We start from the raw sequence: 21,870 nt of genomic DNA, 5'->3' as shown, positions 1-21,870 counted from the left end.
CATTCAAAAAAGCGGATAATAAAGTTTTTTTTCTTTTCTGTGACGGTATTGTTTTTCATGGGTTTATCACGCGATAAATAAGTAGAAGATGTCCCTCTTCGATATCCTGACTGGACTCGAACGACAGGTTAAGGTCAAGTTCAAGAGGCGGGGCAAATATGGACAACCCTGAACCAAACAGCTTGGGCACCAAGGTCAGGTGTACCTGGGTGATCAGGTTGTCACGGGCAAACAATGCGTTGACGGTGGCTCCGCCGACCAAGGCCGCACTGGTATACCCCCTAAGCGCAAGATCTTCAAGAATCAAGGCCGGGGACAGATCCGTAAATACCAGGTTGTCCTGATCACTTTGTCTGGATTTATCCCGGGTCATGACGATATTAAGGCGGCCGGGCAGGGGCTTGCCAATGGTGTCATAGGTTTTTGATCCCATGATCATGACACCTGCCTTTTTGGTCTGTTCCACAAAATATTTTTTATCGGCTTTACCGGTCCAGTTTACGAACTGGCTGGAATTCCGGGCAATCTTACCGTCCACGGTTGAGGCGATCAGCAGAATGACTTCCATTTAATTTCCCTGTCCAGATGGAAACAGGACAGACAGGCATCGCAAGTAGATCCGGCAGCCGCTGTCTGTCCTGTTTGACTTTTTTGATTTTGTGGAAAAACAAAGACTTTTCTACAAAATCAGATCGAATATCAGATTAATATTTATACCAATCCTTCAAAAAAATCATTTCCTTTATCATCAACAATGATAAACGCAGGGAACTTTTCCACCGTGATCATCCAAACGGCTTCCATGCCAAGCTCTTCATATTCAACCAGCTCGACCTTTTTAATGAAGTCCTTGCCCAGGCGTGCAGCCGGACCGCCAGGGGAACCTAAATAAAAACCGCCGTAGGTCTTGCAGGCATCGGTGACAACCTGGGACCGGTTGCCCTTGGCCAGCATGACCATGGAAGCCCCTTCTTTCTGGAAAATGGGTACATAGGGATCCATGCGTCCGGCCGTGGTGGGTCCGAAGGATCCGGAGGCTTCACCTTCGGGTGTTTTTGCAGGCCCTGCATAATATATGATGTGATTTTTAATGTAATCGGGCAGTCCATCGCCCGCTTCATAACGTTCCATGAACTTGGAATGGGCAATGTCCCTGGCCACAATGATTTTTCCGCTCAAAGAGAGGCGGGTGGATACCGGATACTTGGTCAGTTCAGCCCGGATTTCATCCATGGGCCGGTTCAGATCTATCTCAACAGCGGGCGCCAATTCAGGTTCGCTGGCCGGCATATATTCTGCCGGGTTTTCAACCAGCTGTTCCAGAAACACGCCGTCCCGGGTGATTTTACCCTTGATCTGACGGTCAGCAGAACATGAGACGCCAATGCCGATGGGACAGGAAGCCCCGTGCCGGGGAAGCCTTACGACCCGGATATCCAGGGCAAAGTATTTGCCGCCGAACTGTGCCCCAAGACCTAAGTCCCTGGACCGATCCAGAACTTTTTGCTCAAGGTCAATGTCCCTGAACGCATGGCCGGTTTCGCTGCCCTGGGTGGGCAGGGTATCCAGGTAACGGGCCGATGCCAGTTTCACAGCCTTGAGATTCAGTTCCGCAGAGGTTCCGCCAATGACAAATGCAATGTGATAGGGGGGACAGGCGGCTGTGCCTAAATGCTTCATTTCCTTGAGCATGAAGTTAATCAGGCTCTCTTCGGTATTGAGTACGGCCTTGGTCATCTGGAACAGGGCTGTTTTATTGGCAGAACCGCCGCCTTTTGCCATGAACAGGAAGTTGTATTCATCACCCTGGACCGCAGCGATTTCCACCTGGGCCGGCATATTATTTTTGGTATTCACTTCCTTGTACATGGTGAGCGGGGCATTCTGGGAATACCGCAAATTGTTTTTTGTATAGGCTTCAAAGGCGCCTTTGGACAATTCGCACTCATCATCGGACCAAGTCCAGATCTGCTGGCCTTTTTTGCCCATAATAATGGCGGTGCCGGTGTCCTGGCACATGGGATAGACCTTCTCAGCCGAAATTACAGCGTTTTTCAAAAGTTCCAGGGCCACATAGCGGTCATTGTCGGAACTTTCTGGGTCATCAATCACAGCCCGCACCTGCTCAAGATGTCCGGCCCGGTAAAGATGAGCCACATCCTTAAACGCAGCATTGGCCAGCAGAGTCAATGCAACAGGCTCCACCATGACGACATCCCGGCCTTCAAATTCCCTGACCCGGACATGATCCTTGGTTAACAGGCGGTATTGCGTTGCATCTTTTTTCAGTGGAAACATGGGTTCATAATTAAATTCCATTCGCTTATCCCTTTTTAGTTTGTCCCTCTGTTTAGAAGATCTGACAAGCAGCATATCTTAAACTTTTGCTGCCTGCCGACATTATTTGAAATATTTAATATAAAAGTCCGGACAAATTGTCCAATTTTCTTTTCTGTTTTTCCGGGTTCCTAGTTCACCATAGCCATCCTGCGTCTTAAAAATGCAATCTGGGTCTGGAGAGGCAGATTCTTGGGGCAGTGATCCTCGCATCCCAGAAGGGTCATGCAGCCAAACACCCCGTCGTCATCACCGATGATCTCGTAAAATTCTTCATCGGTCCGTTTGTCCCTGGGATCCAGATAAAACCGGGCCAGGCGCATGAACCCTACGGCGGACAGAAAATCCGGCCGCATACGTTTTGTGGCGCAGGCAGACACGCAGCACCCGCACTCCACGCAGCGTTCCATCTCATATACCTCATCCATGATATCGGGATCCATGCGCGCTTCCAGTTTGTTGAAATCCATATCGTCAGTTTCAATATCATGGATCCAGGATTCCACCCGTTTGCTCATGGCCTGCATGAATTTGCCCGTGTTCACGGACAGATCACCGATGAGTTCAAACCCGGGCAGAGGCAGCAGGGTAATCTCTCCATTCTCAAATTTTGATGTCAGGGTCCGGCAGGCCAGATCAGGTTTGCCGTTGATCACCATGCCGCAGGAGCCGCAGATCCCGGCCCGGCAGACGAAGTCAAACTGCAACGAGGGGTCCTGAATTTCCCTGATCTCGTTTAATGCAATGAAAATGCTCATCCCCGGGGTTTCGGTGACCTCATAGGTTACCATGCGCGGTGCATCGCCGCTTTTCTGAGGGTTGTACCGAAATATCTCAAATTTTAAAATTCTTTCTTGCGGGCTCATTATTTATACCCCCTGCCGATACGTTCGTTTTTGCCTTTAAATTTTTCCGGAATGGACGTGGGATTAAGCAGCTCCTGCATTTCGAAGCGGTCTGCCTTTTTATTGGCCTTTTTGATCTCCTGGATCCGGGCCACGCGTTTTTCCGTATCCGGATGAACAATGGTCTTGTCCGCACCATATCCCCTGGAACCCGGCGGCAGTTCCATCTTCATGACATCCAGTGCTTCATAGGTGATGTCCGGCAGATCTGCGTTGTCGTCCGTCCAGGAGGTGAGGGTGCGTTTGAGCCAGTCGCGGTCGTTTCTTTCCGGGAAATCTTCCCGGGCATGGGCCCCGCGGCTTTCGGTTCTCAGCATGGCGCCATAGGCCACACACTGGGCCAATTTGATCATTTTGGGCACCCGGATGGCTTCCACAAGTTCGGGGCTGGCTGAAGAGGTCTTGTTACGCAAGGCAATATTTTTTGCCCGCTGGTTGAGCTTTTTGAGCGCTTCCACAGCCTGCGCAAGATCCGATGCGTTGCGAAAAATTCCCACCTTGTCCATCATAATTTTCTGCATCTCAGCTTTAAGCGCGAAGGGGTTTTCTCCATACGCCCGGGTGAGCAGGTCTCCAATATTTTTTTGCTCACGGTTCACAAAGTGTTCAATGGTGGTGGTGGAGATCTTCAGACTGCTGGCCGCACAATAGTCAGCCACAAATTCACCCACGATCATGCCGGCCACAACGGTTTCAGCAACAGAGTTGCCACCCAGGCGGTTAAATCCGTGCAAGTCCCAGCAAGCGGCTTCACCGGCCGAAAACAGCCCCTTGAGGGTCGGGCTTTCGCCCGTGGCCTTGGTTCTGACCCCGCCCATGGAGTAGTGCTGGGTGGGTCTTACAGGAATGTATTCCGAAACCGGATCAATGCCCAGGAAATATTCGCAGATCTCTTTGATCTCACGCAGATTCTTCTCAATATGCTTGCGCCCCAGAAGGGTGATGTCCAGCCAGAGATGCTCACCGTAGGGGGACTGGACCCCTTTGCCCTTTCGCATGTGCTCGGTCATGCGCCGGGACACAACGTCACGGGAGGCCAGTTCTTTTTTTTCGGGCTCGTAGTCGGGCATGAACCGGTAACCGTCCTTATCCAGAAGCAGGCCACCGTCCCCCCGGCACCCTTCGGAGGCCAGAATACCCACCGGCAAAATACCGGTGGGATGAAACTGAACCGCTTCCATATTCCCCAGGGTGGCAATACCGGTTTCCAGGGCAATGGCGCAGCCAATGCCTTCACAGATCACGGCATTGGTGGAAACGGCATAAAGCCTGCCAAAGCCGCCCGTGGCAATGGTGGTGGCCTTGGCAATATAGGCGATCAGTTTGCCGGTGATCAGATCCCGGACCACGGCACCGTGGCACACGCCGTGTTCGTGAATCAGGGCAATGGCCTCTTTTCTTTCATGGACAGGGATGTCCATCTGGATGGCCTTGTTGCCCATGGCATAGAGCATGGCGTGGCCGGTACCGTCGGCGGTGAAACAGGTGCGCCATTTTTGGGTGCCGCCGAAATCCCGGGCTGTGATCAGGCCGTGGGCCTCATGTTTTTCGGTGATGGTCGCCTTTTTGCCATTAACAATGATGTCCTTGTCACCGCCCCTGATCCTGGACCAGGGAACACCCCAGGCAGAGAGCTGGCGGATGGCTTTGGGGGCCGTGTTAACAAACATTCTGGCGACATCCTGGTCACATCCCCAGTCAGACCCTTTAACCGTATCTGCAAAGTGGATATCTTCATCATCCCCTTCGCCTTTGACGCAGGCGCCAAGGCTTGCCTGCATGCCCCCCTGGGCAGCGGCAGAGTGAGACCGTTTGGCAGGTATCAGGGACAGGATAATGGAATCATAGCCCCGTTGCTTGACTGCAATGGCCACGCGAAGCCCTGCCAGGCCGCCGCCGATAATGAGTGAATCCGTATATATGATATTCATTGGGCTTTCCCTTTTTTAGAGTGTTTCTGCTGGACCATGACCGCCTTCAATGTGGTGGGCGTCCCCTTCGGAGGCCTGTTCTTCGGACTCCGAAGATCCGGCGTCCTGGCGGGGCGCTTCATGGGCAGGTTCATCATTATCTGCAGCGTCTTTCCGGACGGCTTCCTGATCACCCGGTGGGTCTTCATGGGCAGGTTCAGATTCCTGAACAGCGGGCGCGTTGTCATGGATCACGGTTTCTTCGATAAGGGGCTCAGCTTGTTCATTCACTAGGTCGGCTTCAGGCGCGGCTTGCCCATGGACTGATTCGGCTTCGGATGCCTCTTCAGGTGCTTCTTCCACTGTTACGGGCTCAGTCTCATGGGTCTGGGTTGCGTAGGAGGGCTGATTGGGTTCGCTGCCTTTATGGCGCAGGTCGATAATCGCAAAGACCAGAAGAGCCAGAAGTCCCACAGACAGAAAAACAATGATCAGCTTGTTTCTCAGATTTTTGAGTTTCGCCCGAATTTCCCGGCCGCGTTGGTAATCAGTCCCCTGGAACCAGCCCCATTTCATGCACAGCCGGTAAAGGCCGATGTTGCCGTGAAGCGCCACAGCCACCAGCAGAATCAGGTAGACAAACCACATATTGTCCGACACCACTCTGTCGGCGCACAGATAGGGATCAATGGACCCCGGATGGGTAAGCATGGTGTAAAGATGAACAGAACCGGCAAAAAACATGATAAAACCGGTCAGGATCTGGATATACCATAAATTGGTATCCTGATGCTTCATCATGGCCATCTGGTCTTTCATGATGCGGTGCTGTTTCCAGGAATTGGGAAATTTCCTCATGCCCAGCAGGGCATGGAGTATAAACAAGGTAAACACAACGAACACGGCGAAAAATACGGCAATGGGGTATCCGTGCCCGGTGTCGGACAAAAATGCCAGTTCCATGTTTTTGGACACCCAGGTAAAGGCGTCTGGGCCCATGATGATACTGGCGTCCAAACCGATATGCACCCACACGAACAGCCCCAGAACAAGACCGGTGGCACTTTGGAGGAAATCCAGCCGGGCCGGAAGCCTGCTTTTTTTCTTGTTTGATTCAATGCTGTAGCTTTCCAATGTAGAACCCTCCTTGGTGTTACCGTTTAGAATGCATCCTTTATGCCTGAAAAATAGCCCTGAATCCATCCAAAGCTTAGGGGATATTTTATTTTTTCTTGAAGTTTTACCTTTGATGCGCCACAATAGCAATATTTAATCCCGTCTTGGGTGAATCTTGGTAAAAGGCGCAGTTTTTGGTTGCAGGATGGTTAGGATCACAGATGAAATAAATTGAGCAGAAATTGTGGTCCTTGGGATACCTCAGGATACCGCAGCAATATGGTAATCTCCTTTTAAAGACGATCTATATGCTTGAAAAACTTGCCCTACAGAAAAAATTCATTACAAAGGCTCAGTGCTCACAAGCCCTGGAAGCATGTCGCGGCGCAGACAACCTTGATCTTGCATTAAAGAACTATTTTGAAAAGGAAAATATTCTTACCGACAAGCAAATGAAAGCGCTTCTGGCCACCTATTCTGCGTTAAAAATCATCCAGAAAAGTCAGGTATTCGGAAACAGTGCCGTTGACCTAGGGTTTGCCAGCAAAGAACAGTTCCTCCAGGAAATGGCCCGGCAGAAAAAAAAAATCGCGGAAAACAGACAACCCGAGTTTATTGGTAAAATATGGGTACAAGACCAGACACTTACCCAGGAACAGTACCAGGAGATTATACAGCCGCTTCGAAAAGTGCAGCCCGCCCAGGGCCCTGCCCGGGCATCCAAGCCTTTGGCAGATCCTGGGGCGGAACAGCCTGGGGCGGAACAGATAGATTACTCGCTGACCAGGGAGCTTGCCTGTGGCGTGATGCTGGAAGTTGATGTCTCCGGTATGACGGCATTTATAAGAAAAACCGGTAAGTTTAAAGACACGGTGACTGCCGCTGAAATCATGGAACAGCTCGAGGATAACGGCATTGTTTACGGCCTGGTTGAACCATTTGAGGTGGAAAAATTCATCGCTTCTTCGGAATTCAGGACCCGTCCGTTCCGGATAGCGAAGGGAACTGATCCCGTACCGGGTAAAAATGCCAGGATCGAATATTTTTTCGACACAGACCCTCTCAAGGCAGTGGGCATTGATGAAGACGGCAACATGGATTTCAAAGACAGAGGCCCTATCCCCTGGGTGAAAAAAGGGTGTCTGCTGGCAAAAAAATTCCCTATGACTGAAGCCAGTGAGGGAAGAAATGTTTTTGACCAGGTTATTCCTGGCCCTGCCGTGGCTGACCGGCCCCTGAAATCCGGCACAGGGGTTGTCTGCGCTTCCGGCGGCCTTGAAGCATATGCCCAAATCAGCGGCACCCCGTCACTTGATCAATCCGGCAAAATTCAGATACGCGGTACCTTTACCGTGCCCACGGATGTAAGTTTCGAAACCGGTAACATTAATTACAACGGAGATATCGTCATCAAAGGTACACTCAAGGCCGGATTCAAAGCCATGGGCCATGTGATCCATGTCGGCACGGTGGACGGCGGAAAAATCCATGCCACAGGGGATGTTACGGTTTCCAACGGGATGATCAGCGGCAATGTATATGCCCGGGGCAATGTCAGCATAGGGTTTGTACAGAACGCCACTATTTACTGCCTGGGCAACCTCTTCGTGGACAAAGAGATTCTGGACAGCCGGATCATCACCTCCGGTGCGGTAATGATCAAAACCGGTGAAATTATCTCTTCGGACATCACCTGCAACAAAGGGCTTTTTGCCCAGCATCTGGGCACTGAAAAATCTGTGCCTAACATCGTTACCTTTGGTGTTGACACCTTTACTGACCGGGAACTGAAAAGTATCTCGAACCAAATTGAACACATCATGGAAAGGCAGGAAAAGATCCATGAAGAGCTGGATTCCCTGTCTAAAGAAATTTTTCGTAGAACAGCAAATACGTTGAGACTGGTTCACGAAATCGATCATGCAAGGCAGGAAAATTTTTTGTTGTCAAAAAGCCCGGGTGCTTCCTCTGCACGCGGACTTAAATCCCAGATCCAGGTAAACAAGCGATTGCTGGTGCGTTTAGACAAAGAGCTGAACCAGATGCTTGACCGCATTGAAGAGAAAAAAAGCCAGAGAGAAAAATTTAAAGTCGAAGCAGCCCAGTTGGAAAACACCCTTGAAAAATTGAGAAGCGAACAGGGCAATTTCACCCAGTGGAAGCAACACAATCCAGGGGTGGCCCAGGCGGTTGTCTCAGGCCGGGTCATTCCGGGAACCATGATAAACGGTCCGGATGTATCAATGGAAATTCTTGAGATCAGAAATAATGTAAAAATTTTTCAGACCCGTGTCACCACCGGTGGCGACACGGCATCGGGAATAGACATCGTTGACAATACTAACCGAAAATAAAATTCAGACGTTCCGGGACAGGCTGTATACCAATGACATGCCGGAAATCATACGCCGGGGTGGTGAAGGCCTGACGCCTGTAAAAAAATATCCTGAAGACGAGCGCGGCTATCCCCTTGTCCCCATCAAAAAAATTACCCGTTTTTTCCTTGAAGAAATGGGAAAAGCGCAATTTGTGCTGCCGAATCAGTATATCGAGGAACTTTGTACATTATTTAAAATACTGATCTTTGATCTGCCGGCTGTCTCATTTGATCTGGGGGTCAGCATTTCCCAGAATGACATCCAGGAGGCGGACAATAAAACCACCATTGAACTGCTCACCACCAATGTCATCATTACCTATTTTCATCTGGTAAAAACCAATATAGGAAGCCAGGACGACAGCCTGCTTAACCCTGATATGCAGTCCATTATCAAACAAAGCACAGCGGGCAGGGATTATAAACACCTTGTATCCAACACCCTGAAAGGGCTTATTTTCAGCCTGGCACAGGACAAGCCCTGGTTTGAATACATCCAGGATATCAATGACGCAGACCTGATCTGCCGGCTGGCCGGTGCCAGACTGCCGCGCATGGAAAAAACAACCCTGGTGTCCATCATCAGTAAATCCCGGCAAGAGATCGACGGCCACAACGAGATCTTTACCAAATTGCTTTATACGCGTGCCCGGACCGTATCCAACCAGGAAAACAAAAAAGAGTACTTCAAGTCCATGGATAGGCTGGATACCGTCATCTATGGTGTGTTAAAAAAAATAGACCGGTTCCTGGCCATGACTTACCAGCTGCATCAGATTCTGGACCTTCCTTCCAAATCCATCATCGGCGATACATTTTCCAAGCTCAGGCAAAATATGCAGTGGCTGTTTTTCGAAGTATGGCCCAAAGCGCTTGAACAGGGGGAAATGCCGCACCAGACAGCTATCTCCGCCCTGCGGTATAGAATGAATATCCTATTCAGCGTACCCCACATCACGCGGTTCTGCCGGGAATTTACCCATACCCCGGAATTTCAGGCCCCTGTGAATGATCTTTTTCAACTGATGTTCAAGGCGCTTGCAGATAAAATTAGGCAGGTGTCCATGGAAAAAAGCAACACCCGTGCCGATCTGGAACGGGTGGAAAGGGCATTGTTTGAAATCCGGCGGGCCATTGAAAACCTTGATCCGGATCAGTCCCAGTTTACGCATGAAAAAGAGGATGTAAAAATCGCGTATATCGCATTGATTCTTAAAACCGATCTTGAATCCTTGGAAGCGGTTTTGAGTCTTTGTGACATGGTTTGTGACGTGACCCATGACAAGGACCGGGAGATCATGATCCGCATACGGTCCGTACTTATGGAAAAAAGTTTTTTTCCCCTTGAAGAATATGCCGGCAAAAAAATACCGCCCAAGGATGCCATTCCCGAAATCAGTAGACGGCTTCAGGCTTTTGCCGTCCATTACCGGCCCCAAAGGGAATTTTACCGGACATTTTTTGATACCTATATCATTGCCAAGCCCAGGCCCAAGGTGCCTCATTTCACCCAGTTTCTGATGACCAACAGGTATTTTGCCCAGGCCATGCTTATGCACTTTGCAAACGGCAAGGCCATGGCAGACCTTTTACCGGGATCTTATATCGAAAAAGCAGGGCAGTTACTTAATGATTTGCTGGAAAAAACCAAAGCGTCGGTCTGATGCCCCGACATAGTGCGTTTTATAAGAAACTAGAGACAAGATACAGGAAACAAGAGGGCGAAGCGCCTGGGGCGCCCATTTTACCCCCGCATTAGGGAACAACCATGAACCCGTCACAACCATTTTCCGATCTGAAAGCCATATACCTGGCAGCAATCAAACGAGTGGACCCCTACACCATGGTGAGGTCAAGGGTAACCCTGGACAGCAACACCCTTAAAATTCATCTTGAAAACCAGGATATGCGCCTGGGTTTGGACAAATTTGAAAACATATATGTGCTTGGCGCAGGTAAGGCCACGGCGCCCATGGCAAGGGCAATCGAAGAGATCCTTGGGCCGAAGCTTTCCGGAGGACTTATTTCAGTCAAAAAAGGGCATACAGATATTTTAAAAAAAATTAAAATCATCGAAGCCGGCCACCCGGTCCCGGACAAAAACAGCGTTTCTGCAGCGCAGCAGGTCATTGATATTGCAGCAAAAGGGAAGGAAACAACCCTGTTCATCAATCTGATTTCCGGGGGCGGTTCCGCCCTTTGGGCCTGTCCGGGGGAATGCGGGGGGGCATCCATTACCCTTGCAGACAAACAGAAAACCACTGAACGCCTGCTGGCCTGCGGGGCCGGCATCAATGAAATCAATCGTGTAAGAAAACAGCTGTCCGGCATCAAGGGGGGAAAACTTGCCCGGCACATGTATCCTGGCACATCCGTGAACCTGATCCTTTCCGATGTGGTGGGCGATGACCTTGGTACTATTGCCTCCGGTCCCACCGCACCGGATCTTACCACCTTTACCCAGGCCCTTGGCATTGTAAAAAAATACGAATTGTCATCCAGACTGCCGGCAAGGGTGGTAAAAATGCTTGAATCCGGTGCGCAGCAAAAAACAGATAAAAATGAAGTCAGTGATGATCAGATTTTTTCAAAGGTTCATAATATTCTTTTGGGCAATAACCTGTCTGCCCTGAATGCGGCCCGGCACAAAGCGGAACGCCTTGGATACAACACCCTGGTGCTAAGTTCCCGGATCACCGGCGAAGCCCGGGAAATTGCCAAGGTCTTTTCCGGTATGGCCCGGGATATCGCTCTGGGCAGCCTTCCCCCACAACGTCCAGCCTGTGTGCTTGCCGGTGGAGAGACCACGGTGGCCATCCAGGGGAATGGTAAAGGCGGCCGGAACCAGGAAATGGCCTTGTCCTTTCTTCAGGAGCTTGAAACCAGCCCGGCCGGGATTGAAAACATATTTTTTCTTTCAGGAGCCACGGACGGCAATGACGGTCCCACGGATGCGGCCGGGGCTTTTGCGTCCCGGACTGTTCTGGATGCAGGAAAAAAGGCAGGTATGAATATCAGTGAATACCTGGCCAGGAATGATTCATACACCTACTTTGATGCGGCAGGACATCTGTTTAAACCCGGCCCCACCAACACCAATGTGTGTGATCTTCAGATTCTTATTATAAAATAAACCCGGGGTGTTATAAGTTGTCTTGGATTATGGACAAAAACTGTGCCATGGCCGTGACTTCATCTAACGGCGCAATGCTGCGGCGAATATCAACAATGTTTTCATATTCTTCAGTTCCCATGAGCAGATCTTCTTTTCGGGTCCCGGATTTGTTGATATTAATGGCCGGCCAGATTCGTTGTTCGGCGCACTCCCTGGACAGGTACAGATCCATGTTGCCGGTGCCTTTGAACTCCTGGAAAATAACCTCATCCATGCGGCTGCCGGTCTCGACCAGAATAGTGGCAATGATCGTCAGGGAGCCGCCGTTCTCAAGCTTGCGGGCACCCCCGAAAATTTTTCTGGGAAACTCCATGGCGTTGGCACCAAGACCGCCACTCATGGTTCTGCCATAGGAATCCGTGTCATTGTTAAACGCCCGGGTCATCCGGGTTAAAGAATCGATGAAAACTACGGCATCCTGACCGATTTCCGTGCATCTGATGGCTGTGTGCATCGCAAGGCGGGTCATCCGCATGTGCTGGCCAATTTGTTGGTCAGCGGAAGAATACAGCACATGGGCTCCTGTCAGCCCTCTTTGGAAATCAGTAACCTCCTCAGGCCGTTCATCCACAAGAAGGACAAATACCTTGGCATCAGGGTGGTTGGTGACCACAGAATTGGCCATATGCCTTAAAATTGTTGTTTTTCCGGATTTTGGCGGGGCGATGATCAGACCGCGCTGCCCCATGCCGATGGGAACAATCAGATCTAACGCTTTTCCTGTAAGGTCATCAGGCCCCTGGGCAAGATGGTATCTTTCAAAGGGGTTGATGCTGACCTGTTCCTGGAGCATTGGCGTTTTTATGAATTCGTCAAAGGGAAGGTTGTTGATGGTCTCAATGCGTATGAGGGCAGCGTTTACATTCTGTGGGCTCTTTTTTTCTCCATAACCCTGAATAAAGCTGCCTTCCCTGAGATTAAGCTTGCGTATCAGACTGTTGGGTACATAGGGATTTTCAGGCTTGGGATGAAAATTTTCTTCAATATTTCTTAGAAACCCAAAGCCTTTGTCCATGATTTCCAGGTATCCCTGAACAGGTTCCATTGTCGACTCCTAAATTATACTTTTGTTGCTGACATTATAAATCAGGGCCTCTGGATAAATCAGGCCATCTGGCCTTGGGGTATCCCCTGGTTTATTTTGACCGTTGTCAGGAAAAGAAGTGATAAGATTTTGCATTAAATTATTCTAACTATTTATATATTGAAGAAGAACTATAACAATGTATCCATAATTTTGCAAGGATTTGATTAAAATCCAAGCAAATGCGTAGATAAAATAAAAAAATAATAATTTTGCTTGACACGCATATGGGGACTTGATATAACCCCCCTGTTTCGGGCGATTAACTCAGCTGGGAGAGTGCAAGCCTTACAAGCTTGAAGTCGCAGGTTCGATCCCTGCATCGCCCACCAGATAAAAGTGATATACGGGGGTGTAGTTCAGTTGGTTAGAACGCTAGCCTGTCACGCTAGAGGCCGCGAGTTCGAGTCTCGTCACTCCCGCCACAATAAATCAAAGGGCTTTTGAGGTAACTCAAAAGCCCTTTGACTTTTTGGGGGATAGAAATCAGAAAAAAACGGCCACCAAAAAAATTTCAACGGCCGGGGTCTATCGTGAATAAGTAGAGTCTGAACGGGATCTGTGTTTGAACGGCTCCTTTAACGAGCCGTTCAAATAAATATTGATCAAGCGTCAGGTTCTGCCAGGGCATTAATAATGGCCGTTCCCATTTCTTCGGTACTGACGGCATTCTCTTTTTTTTCTGTCAGGTCTGCTGTGAGAATTTCCCTGTCAATCACATTGGAAATTGCTGCCTCAATGGCATCCGCAGCCTGGGTTTGTTCAAATGTGTATTTGAGCATCATGGCTGCGGACAGAATCTGGGCAATGGGGTCGGCTATGCCTTTGCCCGCAATATCCGGTGCTGAGCCGCCAGCCGGCTCATAAAGGCCGAATTTTTTTTCATTCAGGCTTGCCGAGGGCAGCAGCCCCATTGATCCTGTGATCATGGCACATTCGTCAGATATAATATCACCAAACATATTTCCGCATAAAAGGACATCAAACTGGTGGGGGTCCCGGACAAGCTGCATGGCTGCATTGTCAACGTATATATGATTCAAGGTGACATCAGGATATGATTTAGCGATTTCTGTGACTGTTTCCCGCCACAAAACCATGGAGGTCAGTACATTTGCCTTGTCCACAGACGTTACAATGCTGCGTCTTTTTCTGGCAGCCTCAAAAGCCATTCTGGCAATGCGCTCAATCTCGAATCTGGAATATACCATGGTATCAAATGCGGTTTCATCCGGTCCACTGCCTCTTTTTCCCCTGGGCTGGCCAAAATAGATTCCGCCGGTCAGTTCCCTGACACATAAAATGTCAAATCCGTTTTTTACAATTTCCGGCTTCAAGGGAGACGCTGATGCAAGGGAAGGGAATACTTTGGAGGGTCTCAGGTTGCAGTATAAGCCAAAGTGTTTGCGCAGCCGCAGAAGCGAAGCACGTTCAGGCTGTTCCTCCGGTGGCAGGTTTTCCCATTTAGGACCGCCAACCGAACCAAACAAAATGGCATCGTTTTGTTCGCACACTGCCAGGGTCGAATCCGGCAGTGCTTTGCCATGATTATCAATGGCTGCACCACCCACATCTGCGTATTCAAAGGCCAGTTTAAAATCAAAAATATCAGCAACCTTATCAAGCACCCTGATTGCCTGCCCCATGACCTCCGGACCAATGCCATCTCCGGCAAGTACAGCGATTTTGTTCAATGTTTCTGCCTCCTGTAAGTTTATATATAATAAATTTAATTAAGATATACTGGAGTATTTTGAATAAGGCAAGAACCAAGAACACAAAAAAAGGGGCTGGTTAGTACCAGCCCCTTTTCATCAATTATGCAGCTTAAAAACTATTTTCTGTTGGCGTAATCTGCATAGCCCATGGCAACCGTACGGTAAACAATGTGGGCCATTTTTGAAAACGGCAGGAATGCAAACAGTTCGAAAATGGCAATCAGGTGAATCCAGTAAAAGAAATAAGAAAGCCATGCGATCTCAGCCAGGCGGGCCATTTCCGTGAGCATACCGGAAAGCCCCAGGGCAAAGACAATACCAAGAATAAACCAGTCTTTATAGGCAGTGACCTGTGTCTTGTTGGTCAGTCTGTTCTTGATCATCATGCCTGAACCAATGACCAGGGAAACACCTGCAATATTGGCCAGCCATTTAATGGGGTTGAGCTGGGGATAGGGTCCGGCATAGCCGCCCACGTAGAGCATGATGCCGCATACTGCAGTGACAATGAAAAGGCCGATAAAGGCAAAAAGCACCATCATATGCGGGGTGGAACGGTCTTTATTGGCTTCGCACTGGTTGAATTTGTCATGTTTCAACACCATGGGTATGACATTGATAACAGACTGTAAAAGGGCTTTGTAATCCAACGAGGTCTTATCCGTTTTGCCTTCGAGAACCGCATTGTCATGGATGTCGACAATGAATCGTTTCAGGGCAAGAAAGAAGACAACCGTTGCAAAAATAGCCGTGGGAACAAATGTCATATCCACAAACCAGGTGGATACAAAGTTGGAATGGGCAATCACATGTTCTGCGCCTTCATGGGCATGGGACCAGTGAAGGCGTCCGCCAAGGGCATCGCCGAACAGGGCATGGAATATTTTTTCCATGATGCCGCCAAAGGCAGTGGTGATAATGGCAAGCAGCGCAAACCAGGCTGCCGGGATCCCCAGCAGAAGCGGCAGCTTGGACGGATCGTTGATGGCCTTGGCAAGGGCTTTGGGGGTTGCGTATTCAGTGATGGCTGCGGAACGGATCGCTGCCAGTACATCGCCCGGGGCTGCACCCCGGGGGCACATATCCGTGCAGTCTCCGCACTGGTGGCACAGCCAGATGTCAGCGTTGCCGATCAGTTTGTCTTTGAGTCCCCAGGACGCAGCAATCATTTCCTTTCTGGGAAAGGGGCTGTTTTCAGGAGCAATAGGGCAGGCCACGGAACATGTGGCGCATTGGTAACATTTTTTCAGAGTTTCTCCGCCAAGACCTTTGATCTCGGCAATGAATCCCAGATCGGGTTGGGGAATATAATTGGCACTCATAGTAAGATACCTCCATTAAGTTTGTATGCCGCAGTTAGAAACCTTTGAACGGGTTCGGGCCAAGTGCGTCCACTTCTTCAACAAAGTCGTTGATGATCTGGGGCAGTTTGTCATATTCATCAATGGCGACTTCCGCAAATGCCACACGTTCTTCTTCGAGGGCAAGCGAGGCGAGTGCATCACCGATTTTTTTCACACGGATTTGCGCAAGTTCAGATCCTTTGACAAAATGGCACTGGTAATCATCGCCGTGTTTGCAGCCGATGAGGATAACGCCGTCAATGCCCTGGGCCAGTGCGTCCTTGATCCAGATGGTATTCACGGAACCCAGGCAGCGAACCGGAATCACCCGGACATCAGGTGAATAATCCACGCGGTTCATACCCACCATATCCAATGCAGGGAGTGCATCGTTTTCACATACCAGGGCCAGAAAGCGCAGGGGTGGTTCGCTATAATCGTCCTCGGACGGAACGCTGATGGCCTTGACCTGGGAACCGATACTGTCAATGGTATAATCGGCAAAGGAGATAATACGTTCCGGGCAGGCACCCATGCAGGTACCGCAGCGACGGCACCGGGTGGGATTGGCTTTTGGGGTTCCTCTGGCATCATCATCCAGGGCGCCGAAGGGGCATTCAACCGTGCAGCGCTTGCACTGGGTGCATCTCTGGAAGAAGAAGTCCGGAAAAGTCGTGTCACCGGAACGGGGGTGAACCGCCATACCGCGGTTGGCGCTTTCAATACACTGGATGGCTTTGAGTGCGGCACCGGCGGCGTCTTCCATGGACTCTTCAATGGTCATGGCCCGGCGGACGGTACCGGCGGCGTAAATACCGGTTCTCTGGGTTTCATAGGGAAAGCAGATATAGTTTGAATCCGCATACTGGCCGAAAATATCATTATCCCTGAAGCCGGGGCCCTGGCGGTAGGCCAGGTTGATGACCGGATTGTCCTTGGTGGCCGGAACCATGCCGCTTGCCACAACAACCATGTCCGCTTTAAGCACCAGGCTGTCACCCAGCAATGTGTTCTTGGCTGTGACCATCAGTTCTGAACTCGTGGCCGTAACGTCGGTAACCGCACCCTTGGTCAGGAAAATGCCGTCATCCTGTTGCATGGCTTTGTAGAAATATTCCTGAAGGCCCGGGGTTCTCATGTGCTGGTAAATGACGTAGGCCTTGCCGTCAGCAGGATAGTCTTCCCTGACGTAACGGGCCTGTTTCAGGGCAACCATGGAGGTTACGGAACCTGTGTATTCAAAATCGCTGTCATCTTCATCTTTGCCGGCAGACTGGATAAATAACACAGTTTTGGCTTCCTTGCCGTTGGAGGGACGCAGGATTTTGCCCTTGGCCGCAATCATTTCGAATTCGTCATTGGTGACCACATCGGGATTGTCCAAAGCAAGGTGTTTGTATGCCTCTCCTTCCAGGACATCAGGCCGCCAGCCGGCTGCCAGAACAACTGCGCCGTAAAGCTCTCCGTTCGGGTCAAGGGAAAGGATATCTTCTCTGCCTTCATTGAATTTCAGGTATTTTTCATGGGCAGCGTCAGCATCCAGTTCCTTGCCGTTTTCATCCACCAGTTCTTCAGGAGGCAGCGGAAAGGGTACGTCAAAGGGGATCTTTTCACCGGGTTTTTTCATGGTTACGGTGAATTCACCCGGCTGGCCGGCAATACGTGCCACAAGGCTATTGGTCCGTACATCAATGTTGGCATTGCCCTCAACTTCCTGGACAAGTGCTTCCACCACCGGTGCCTGAAGGGTTTCAAAGGGAGACCGAACAGGCATCTGACTGCGCAGTTTGGCTGCATATCCGCCAAGGGATGCTGCTTTTTCAACGATGGTAACCTCATAACCGGCTTTGGCAGCATCAAGGGCTGCAGACATACCGGTTACGCCGCCGCCGATGACCAGGACCTTTTTGGAAAAGGACTGTGTCTGGTAGGGCTCGGGCAGTTTGACTTTTTCCAGGCGGATCATGCCCATTTTAATATAATCCTGGGCCTTCATCTGGATCCGGTCAAAGTGTTCACCGTCGTCTTTCTGGTCTTCGGCCAGGGCAGGATAGGTTTCCCGGGAATGGGGCCATACCACGCCTTCCCTTAAATTGGCCCGTTCAATAATGCATCCGGGGAAGTTAAATACATCAAAGTTCACCCGGCGGGAACAAGCGCCGATAACCATGGCGTTTACTTTGCCCTCGTCAATATCCTTTTGAATAATTTCAACACCTGCTTTGGAGCACAGGAAGGGGTGGGTGGTGCAGTTGATGCCCTCATCGCCGGGGACACCGGTTAATGCTTCCATGTCCAGTGTTTCACCGATGCCACAGCCTGTGCAGATATATACGCCGTATTTTTTATCCATGGTTCGTTACCTCCTCAGAGTCTGAATGGCTTTAAGGGCCATGCCGGTTGCATTCTGGTTGGATGTCACAACGTCGGCCGGTTTATTGGCACACCCTGCTGCAAACAGGCCGCCTTTGGAAAAGTCATTGATAATAAAGCCTTCGTCATCAAAGGTCAGATCAGCTGCGGGCTTATCAATGGCGCAGGTGGGCTGCATTCCGGTGGCCAGCACAAGCATGTCAACGGTTTGTCTGATTTTTTCTCCTGAGATGGTGTCTTCGGCCACAAGATTGATATTGCCGGTGCCGCTCTCTTCACTGACTTCGGCAACCTTTCCTTTTACAAAAAATACGTTTTCATCGGCTTTAAGTTTGGCATAAAAGTTTTCATATTTTCTGCCCGGGGTCCGCAGATCAATATAATAGATGTAAATTTTTGCATCAGGATACTGAGCCCTGATGTAGGTGGCATGTTTCAGGGATGCCAGGCAGCAGATATATGAGCAGTAGGGCAGATGGTTTTCATCCCTGGAACCGGCACACTGTGCAAAGGCAATGGTTTCCGGTGCTTTGTCATCGGACGGGCGGATGATTTTACCTTCGGTGGGGCCGTTGGAAGAGGCCAGCCGTTCCAGCATCATGTTGGTGATAATGTTCTGGTACCGGCCAAAGCCCAGGTTATCAATGCGGGTGGCATCATAGGGCTGCCATCCGGTGGTGAATACAACGGCACCGACTTTCAGGTCAAATGTGCTTTCTTCCATAGAAAAATCAATGGCGTTATATTTGCAGGCTTCCTTGACCTTTTCCCGGTCATCCTTGCCCATGGCCGAATCCATGACATACCGCTGGGGAAAGGCCATGTTGTGGGGCAGGTATGCGGCTTTGCGCCGGTTCATGCCAAAGTTGAATTCATTGCTGATTTCAGTTTCGCACACTTTTTCACATTCACCGCAGCAGGTGCAGTTGCTGTTTACATACCGGGGTGTGCTTTTTACGGTGACAGTGTAATCTCCGGGCGTGCCGTCAACGTTCTGTACTTCGGAAAGCGTGTACACCTTGATGTTCTTGTTGTCTTTGAGGCGTCTGTAATTGATTTCAAGACCGCAGGTAGGCGGGCAGAGTTTGGGGAAGTAGTGCTTGAGCTGGGTGACTCTTCCACCAAGGGATGCTTCCTTTTCAATCAGGAAGACTTCGTAGCCCACTTCGGCAGCTTCCAAAGCGGTTGTCAGGCCGCTGATTCCACCACCAACCACCATAATGCTTCCACTTACCGGGGCTGAATTTTCTGTAGTCATGCTGTCCCTCCGTGCATTTAAGTTCTGTAGTTGTGTTGTGTGTTAAGTTCCAAATCTTTGTATGCCGGATCCTGGCAAAACCAAATGATACTTTGGTTTAATCCCGGGGCCAGCATCCTGATCTCCTAATTTGCAAGACTGCAAATTAACCTATAAACGATTTGCTTGCAAGCTTGCAAAAAAGGAGACAGGGCCGGGCAGGCATAATCTGAAAAAACCCCCAGGCACCGGTAAGCCGGCACCTGAGGGTTAATATCAAGACATCCTTAGGTTAAAACGTCTTACCGCACTAGTCGGAGATAATTTTAACGTAGGGTTCTTTTTTCAGAGTCCACTCATTGGTCTTCTTGTTATATGAAGAGTTGGTGAAGCAGAACCATTCTTCATCATTCTGGCCCATGAAGTCGCCTCTGTAGTAGAAACCAGGGTATCTGGATTCTTCACGGAACTGAATGTGACGGGTATGCGCCTGAACAGTATAGAGACGATGGATAATTTCCCATGCTCTGAGCAGCTCGTGCAGGTCAGCAGCAGCAATTTTCTCAAGGTCTTCACGGAACATTTCGAACAGGTCCATGAGAACTTCAAGGGATTTGCCGTTGGTCATGTAGAACGTACCGGTACCAGCACCATACTCATTGGTCATCTTCATCAGACGCATGGCCATGCCGGCAGGTTTGCAGTATTTGGGGTTCACATCTGTGGCTGTGGTGTATTCAAAGTTATCCAGGTAGTTGTATACCGGATAGTAAACCATGTCCACCAGTTCCTGGTCAGTTTCAGCAAAACCGGAAACCTTGTCGCCTTCGGCTTTCAGGTACTGAATCATGGACTTGGCAATGATACGGCCTTCTGCATGGGAACCGGAAGAGAACTTGTGACCGGAGCAGCCAACGCCGTCACCGGCAGTGAACAGACCGCGGACAGTGGTCATTCTGTTGTAGCCCCATTTGTAGGAAGCAGGTACCCAGTCTTCTTCAGGACCGGAACACCAGATGCCGCAGCAACCAGAGTGAGAACCCAGCAGGTACGGTTCGGTGGGCATGATTTCTGAGTCTTTTTTCTCGGGCTCAGTGTTGGTGGCACACCACAGGCCTGCCTGGCCAACGGACATGTCAAGGAAATCTTCCCAAGCTTCTGATTCCAGATGTTTGAGTTCTTTTTTGTCCATGGTTTCGCCAAGTGCAGCAAGGGCTTTGGTGGTTTCCATAATGATGGGACCGCGGCCTTCTTTGTATTCTTTCATCATCAGATGATTACGCAGACAGGTCGGGGTTACCGCAGCAGTTCCGTAAGGTGCATATTTTTGAAGCTCAGCTTTGGCATCATCGGAACCGGCATAGTTTTCACCAAGGCCGTTAACGGTTTTTGCTTTAAACAGCAGGAACCAGGCACCAACAGGGCCGTAACCGTCTTTAAAACGGGCCGGGGTGAAACGGTTTTCCATCATGGACAGCTCGGCACCGGCTCTCAGAGCCATGGTGTAAGTGGAGCCGGCATTCCATACAGGATACCATGCACGGCCTTTACCTTCAGCAACGGAACGGGGCTGGTAGATGTTAACCGCGCCACCGCAGGCAACCATCATAACTTTTGCGCTGATGATATAAACTTTGTTTTCACGTACGGAGAAACCAACTGCGCCAGCAGCTCTGTTGGGATCATTTTTGTCGTTGAGGATTTCAACGATGAAAACCCTTTCCAGGATGTTTTCGTCACCCAGGGCTTTTTTACCGGCTTCAGCAACGATTCTCTTGTAGGATTCACCGTTGATCATGATCTGCCATTTACCGGTACGAACAGGAGTGGCGCCGCTTTTCAGGGTACCGGATTTCATACCTTTTTTACCGTCGAGGTTCTTGCCGTCGTCGGTTTTTTTCCAGATGGGAAGTCCCCATTCTTCGAACAGGTCTACGGAATCATCAACGTGACGGCCAAGGTCAAAGATCAGGTCTTCACGAACAATACCCATCAGGTCGTTACGAACCATGCGGACATAATCTTCGGGTTTGTTTTCACCGATGTATGTGTTGATGGCGGACAGGCCCTGGGCAACAGCGCCGGATCTTTCAAGAGCGGCTTTGTCAACAAGCAGGATCTTGGTGTCGTCATCAGCCCATTTTTTGATCTCAAATGCAGTACCGCAGGCAGCCATACCACCGCCGATGATCAAAACATCAACGTCTCTTTTCTCTACCTCTGGTGCTCTAACGGTCTTAATTTCACCAGCAGGTTTGTTAGGTAATGCCATTATATACCTCCAAAAATTTTAAT

Annotated in this window: 14 protein-coding genes and 2 tRNA genes; 5 read left to right on the top strand and 11 right to left on the bottom strand. The window is 49.9% G+C overall.

Features of this window, described 5'->3' with window-relative positions:
- Positions 1 to 55: 55 nt before the first annotated feature.
- The 5 genes from Q366_RS03245 to Q366_RS03225 form a co-directional block, all read right to left on the bottom strand.
- Positions 56 to 568: a dihydrofolate reductase family protein gene (locus Q366_RS03245; RefSeq protein ID WP_035236235.1), complete on the bottom strand. Its 513-nt coding sequence runs from the start codon at positions 566 to 568 to the stop codon at positions 56 to 58.
- A 143-nt stretch (positions 569 to 711) separates the two neighbouring features.
- Positions 712 to 2,319, bottom strand: coding sequence for a fumarate hydratase (locus tag Q366_RS03240; protein WP_035236232.1), 1,608 nt, complete (start codon positions 2,317 to 2,319; stop codon positions 712 to 714).
- A gap of 149 nt (positions 2,320 to 2,468) precedes the next feature.
- Positions 2,469 to 3,203 carry a fumarate reductase iron-sulfur subunit gene (locus tag Q366_RS03235; RefSeq protein ID WP_035236229.1) on the bottom strand — a complete coding sequence of 245 codons (735 nt, stop codon included), beginning with the start codon at positions 3,201 to 3,203 and terminating at the stop codon, positions 2,469 to 2,471.
- A complete protein-coding gene (locus Q366_RS03230) occupies positions 3,203 to 5,173 on the bottom strand; it encodes a fumarate reductase flavoprotein subunit (protein ID WP_035236227.1) in 1,971 nt (656 codons plus the stop codon). The genes Q366_RS03235 and Q366_RS03230 overlap by 1 nt, the downstream gene beginning before the upstream one ends.
- A 15-nt stretch (positions 5,174 to 5,188) precedes the next feature.
- Entirely contained in the window at positions 5,189 to 6,286 is a 1,098-nt protein-coding gene (locus tag Q366_RS03225) for a fumarate reductase cytochrome b subunit (RefSeq protein ID WP_084691683.1), read from the bottom strand.
- 290 nt (positions 6,287 to 6,576) lie between these two features.
- On the opposite strand from Q366_RS03225, the gene Q366_RS03220 reads away from it, so the two are divergent.
- The 3 genes from Q366_RS03220 to Q366_RS03210 all read left to right on the top strand — a co-directional run bounded on the left by Q366_RS03220 (position 6,577) and on the right by Q366_RS03210 (position 11,778).
- Positions 6,577 to 8,622, top strand: coding sequence for a FapA family protein (locus Q366_RS03220; protein ID WP_035236224.1), 2,046 nt, complete (start codon positions 6,577 to 6,579; stop codon positions 8,620 to 8,622).
- Positions 8,600 to 10,309, top strand: a complete 1,710-nt coding sequence (locus Q366_RS03215; RefSeq protein ID WP_035236222.1) for a hypothetical protein — start codon at positions 8,600 to 8,602, stop codon at positions 10,307 to 10,309. Before Q366_RS03220 ends, Q366_RS03215 begins: the two co-directional genes overlap by 23 nt.
- A gap of 104 nt (positions 10,310 to 10,413) precedes the next feature.
- Positions 10,414 to 11,778 (top strand): glycerate kinase type-2 family protein, encoded by a 1,365-nt coding sequence (locus Q366_RS03210; protein WP_035236219.1) that lies wholly within the window; start codon positions 10,414 to 10,416, stop codon positions 11,776 to 11,778.
- 10 nt (positions 11,779 to 11,788) lie between these two features.
- Here Q366_RS03210 and rho read toward each other — a convergent pair whose 3' ends face one another.
- Positions 11,789 to 12,865 carry a transcription termination factor Rho gene (rho, locus tag Q366_RS03205; RefSeq protein ID WP_035236216.1) on the bottom strand — a complete coding sequence of 359 codons (1,077 nt, stop codon included), beginning with the start codon at positions 12,863 to 12,865 and terminating at the stop codon, positions 11,789 to 11,791.
- A gap of 295 nt (positions 12,866 to 13,160) precedes the next feature.
- Here rho and Q366_RS03200 point away from each other — a divergent pair.
- Both Q366_RS03200 and Q366_RS03195 read left to right on the top strand, forming a co-directional pair.
- A tRNA-Val gene (locus Q366_RS03200) sits at positions 13,161 to 13,236 on the top strand.
- 16 nt (positions 13,237 to 13,252) lie between these two features.
- A tRNA-Asp gene (locus Q366_RS03195) sits at positions 13,253 to 13,329 on the top strand.
- A gap of 180 nt (positions 13,330 to 13,509) precedes the next feature.
- On the opposite strand, the gene leuB is transcribed toward Q366_RS03195, so the two are convergent.
- The 5 genes from leuB to aprA form a co-directional block, all read right to left on the bottom strand.
- Positions 13,510 to 14,598: a 3-isopropylmalate dehydrogenase gene (gene leuB, locus Q366_RS03190; protein WP_035236214.1), complete on the bottom strand. Its 1,089-nt coding sequence runs from the start codon at positions 14,596 to 14,598 to the stop codon at positions 13,510 to 13,512.
- 140 nt (positions 14,599 to 14,738) lie between these two features.
- A complete protein-coding gene (qmoC, locus tag Q366_RS03185) occupies positions 14,739 to 15,944 on the bottom strand; it encodes a quinone-interacting membrane-bound oxidoreductase complex subunit QmoC (RefSeq protein ID WP_035236211.1) in 1,206 nt (401 codons plus the stop codon).
- 34 nt (positions 15,945 to 15,978) lie between these two features.
- The gene (locus Q366_RS03180) at positions 15,979 to 18,318 is read right to left on the bottom strand and encodes an FAD-dependent oxidoreductase (protein ID WP_035236209.1); all 2,340 of its coding nucleotides are present in this window, start codon (positions 18,316 to 18,318) and stop codon (positions 15,979 to 15,981) included.
- Positions 18,319 to 18,324: 6 nt separating this feature from the next.
- A complete protein-coding gene (locus tag Q366_RS03175) occupies positions 18,325 to 19,596 on the bottom strand; it encodes a CoB--CoM heterodisulfide reductase iron-sulfur subunit A family protein (RefSeq protein WP_035236206.1) in 1,272 nt (423 codons plus the stop codon).
- A gap of 289 nt (positions 19,597 to 19,885) precedes the next feature.
- Positions 19,886 to 21,847, bottom strand: coding sequence for an adenylyl-sulfate reductase subunit alpha (gene aprA / locus Q366_RS03170; RefSeq protein WP_035236204.1), 1,962 nt, complete (start codon positions 21,845 to 21,847; stop codon positions 19,886 to 19,888).
- Between the last annotated feature and the right edge of the window lie 23 nt (positions 21,848 to 21,870).

The sequence above is a fragment of the Desulfobacter vibrioformis DSM 8776 genome (assembly GCF_000745975.1).
Taxonomy (GTDB): Bacteria; Desulfobacterota; Desulfobacteria; order Desulfobacterales; family Desulfobacteraceae; genus Desulfobacter; species Desulfobacter vibrioformis.
Note: the sequence above shows the minus strand (reverse complement) of the source record. Positions and strands in the feature narration are given on the sequence as shown.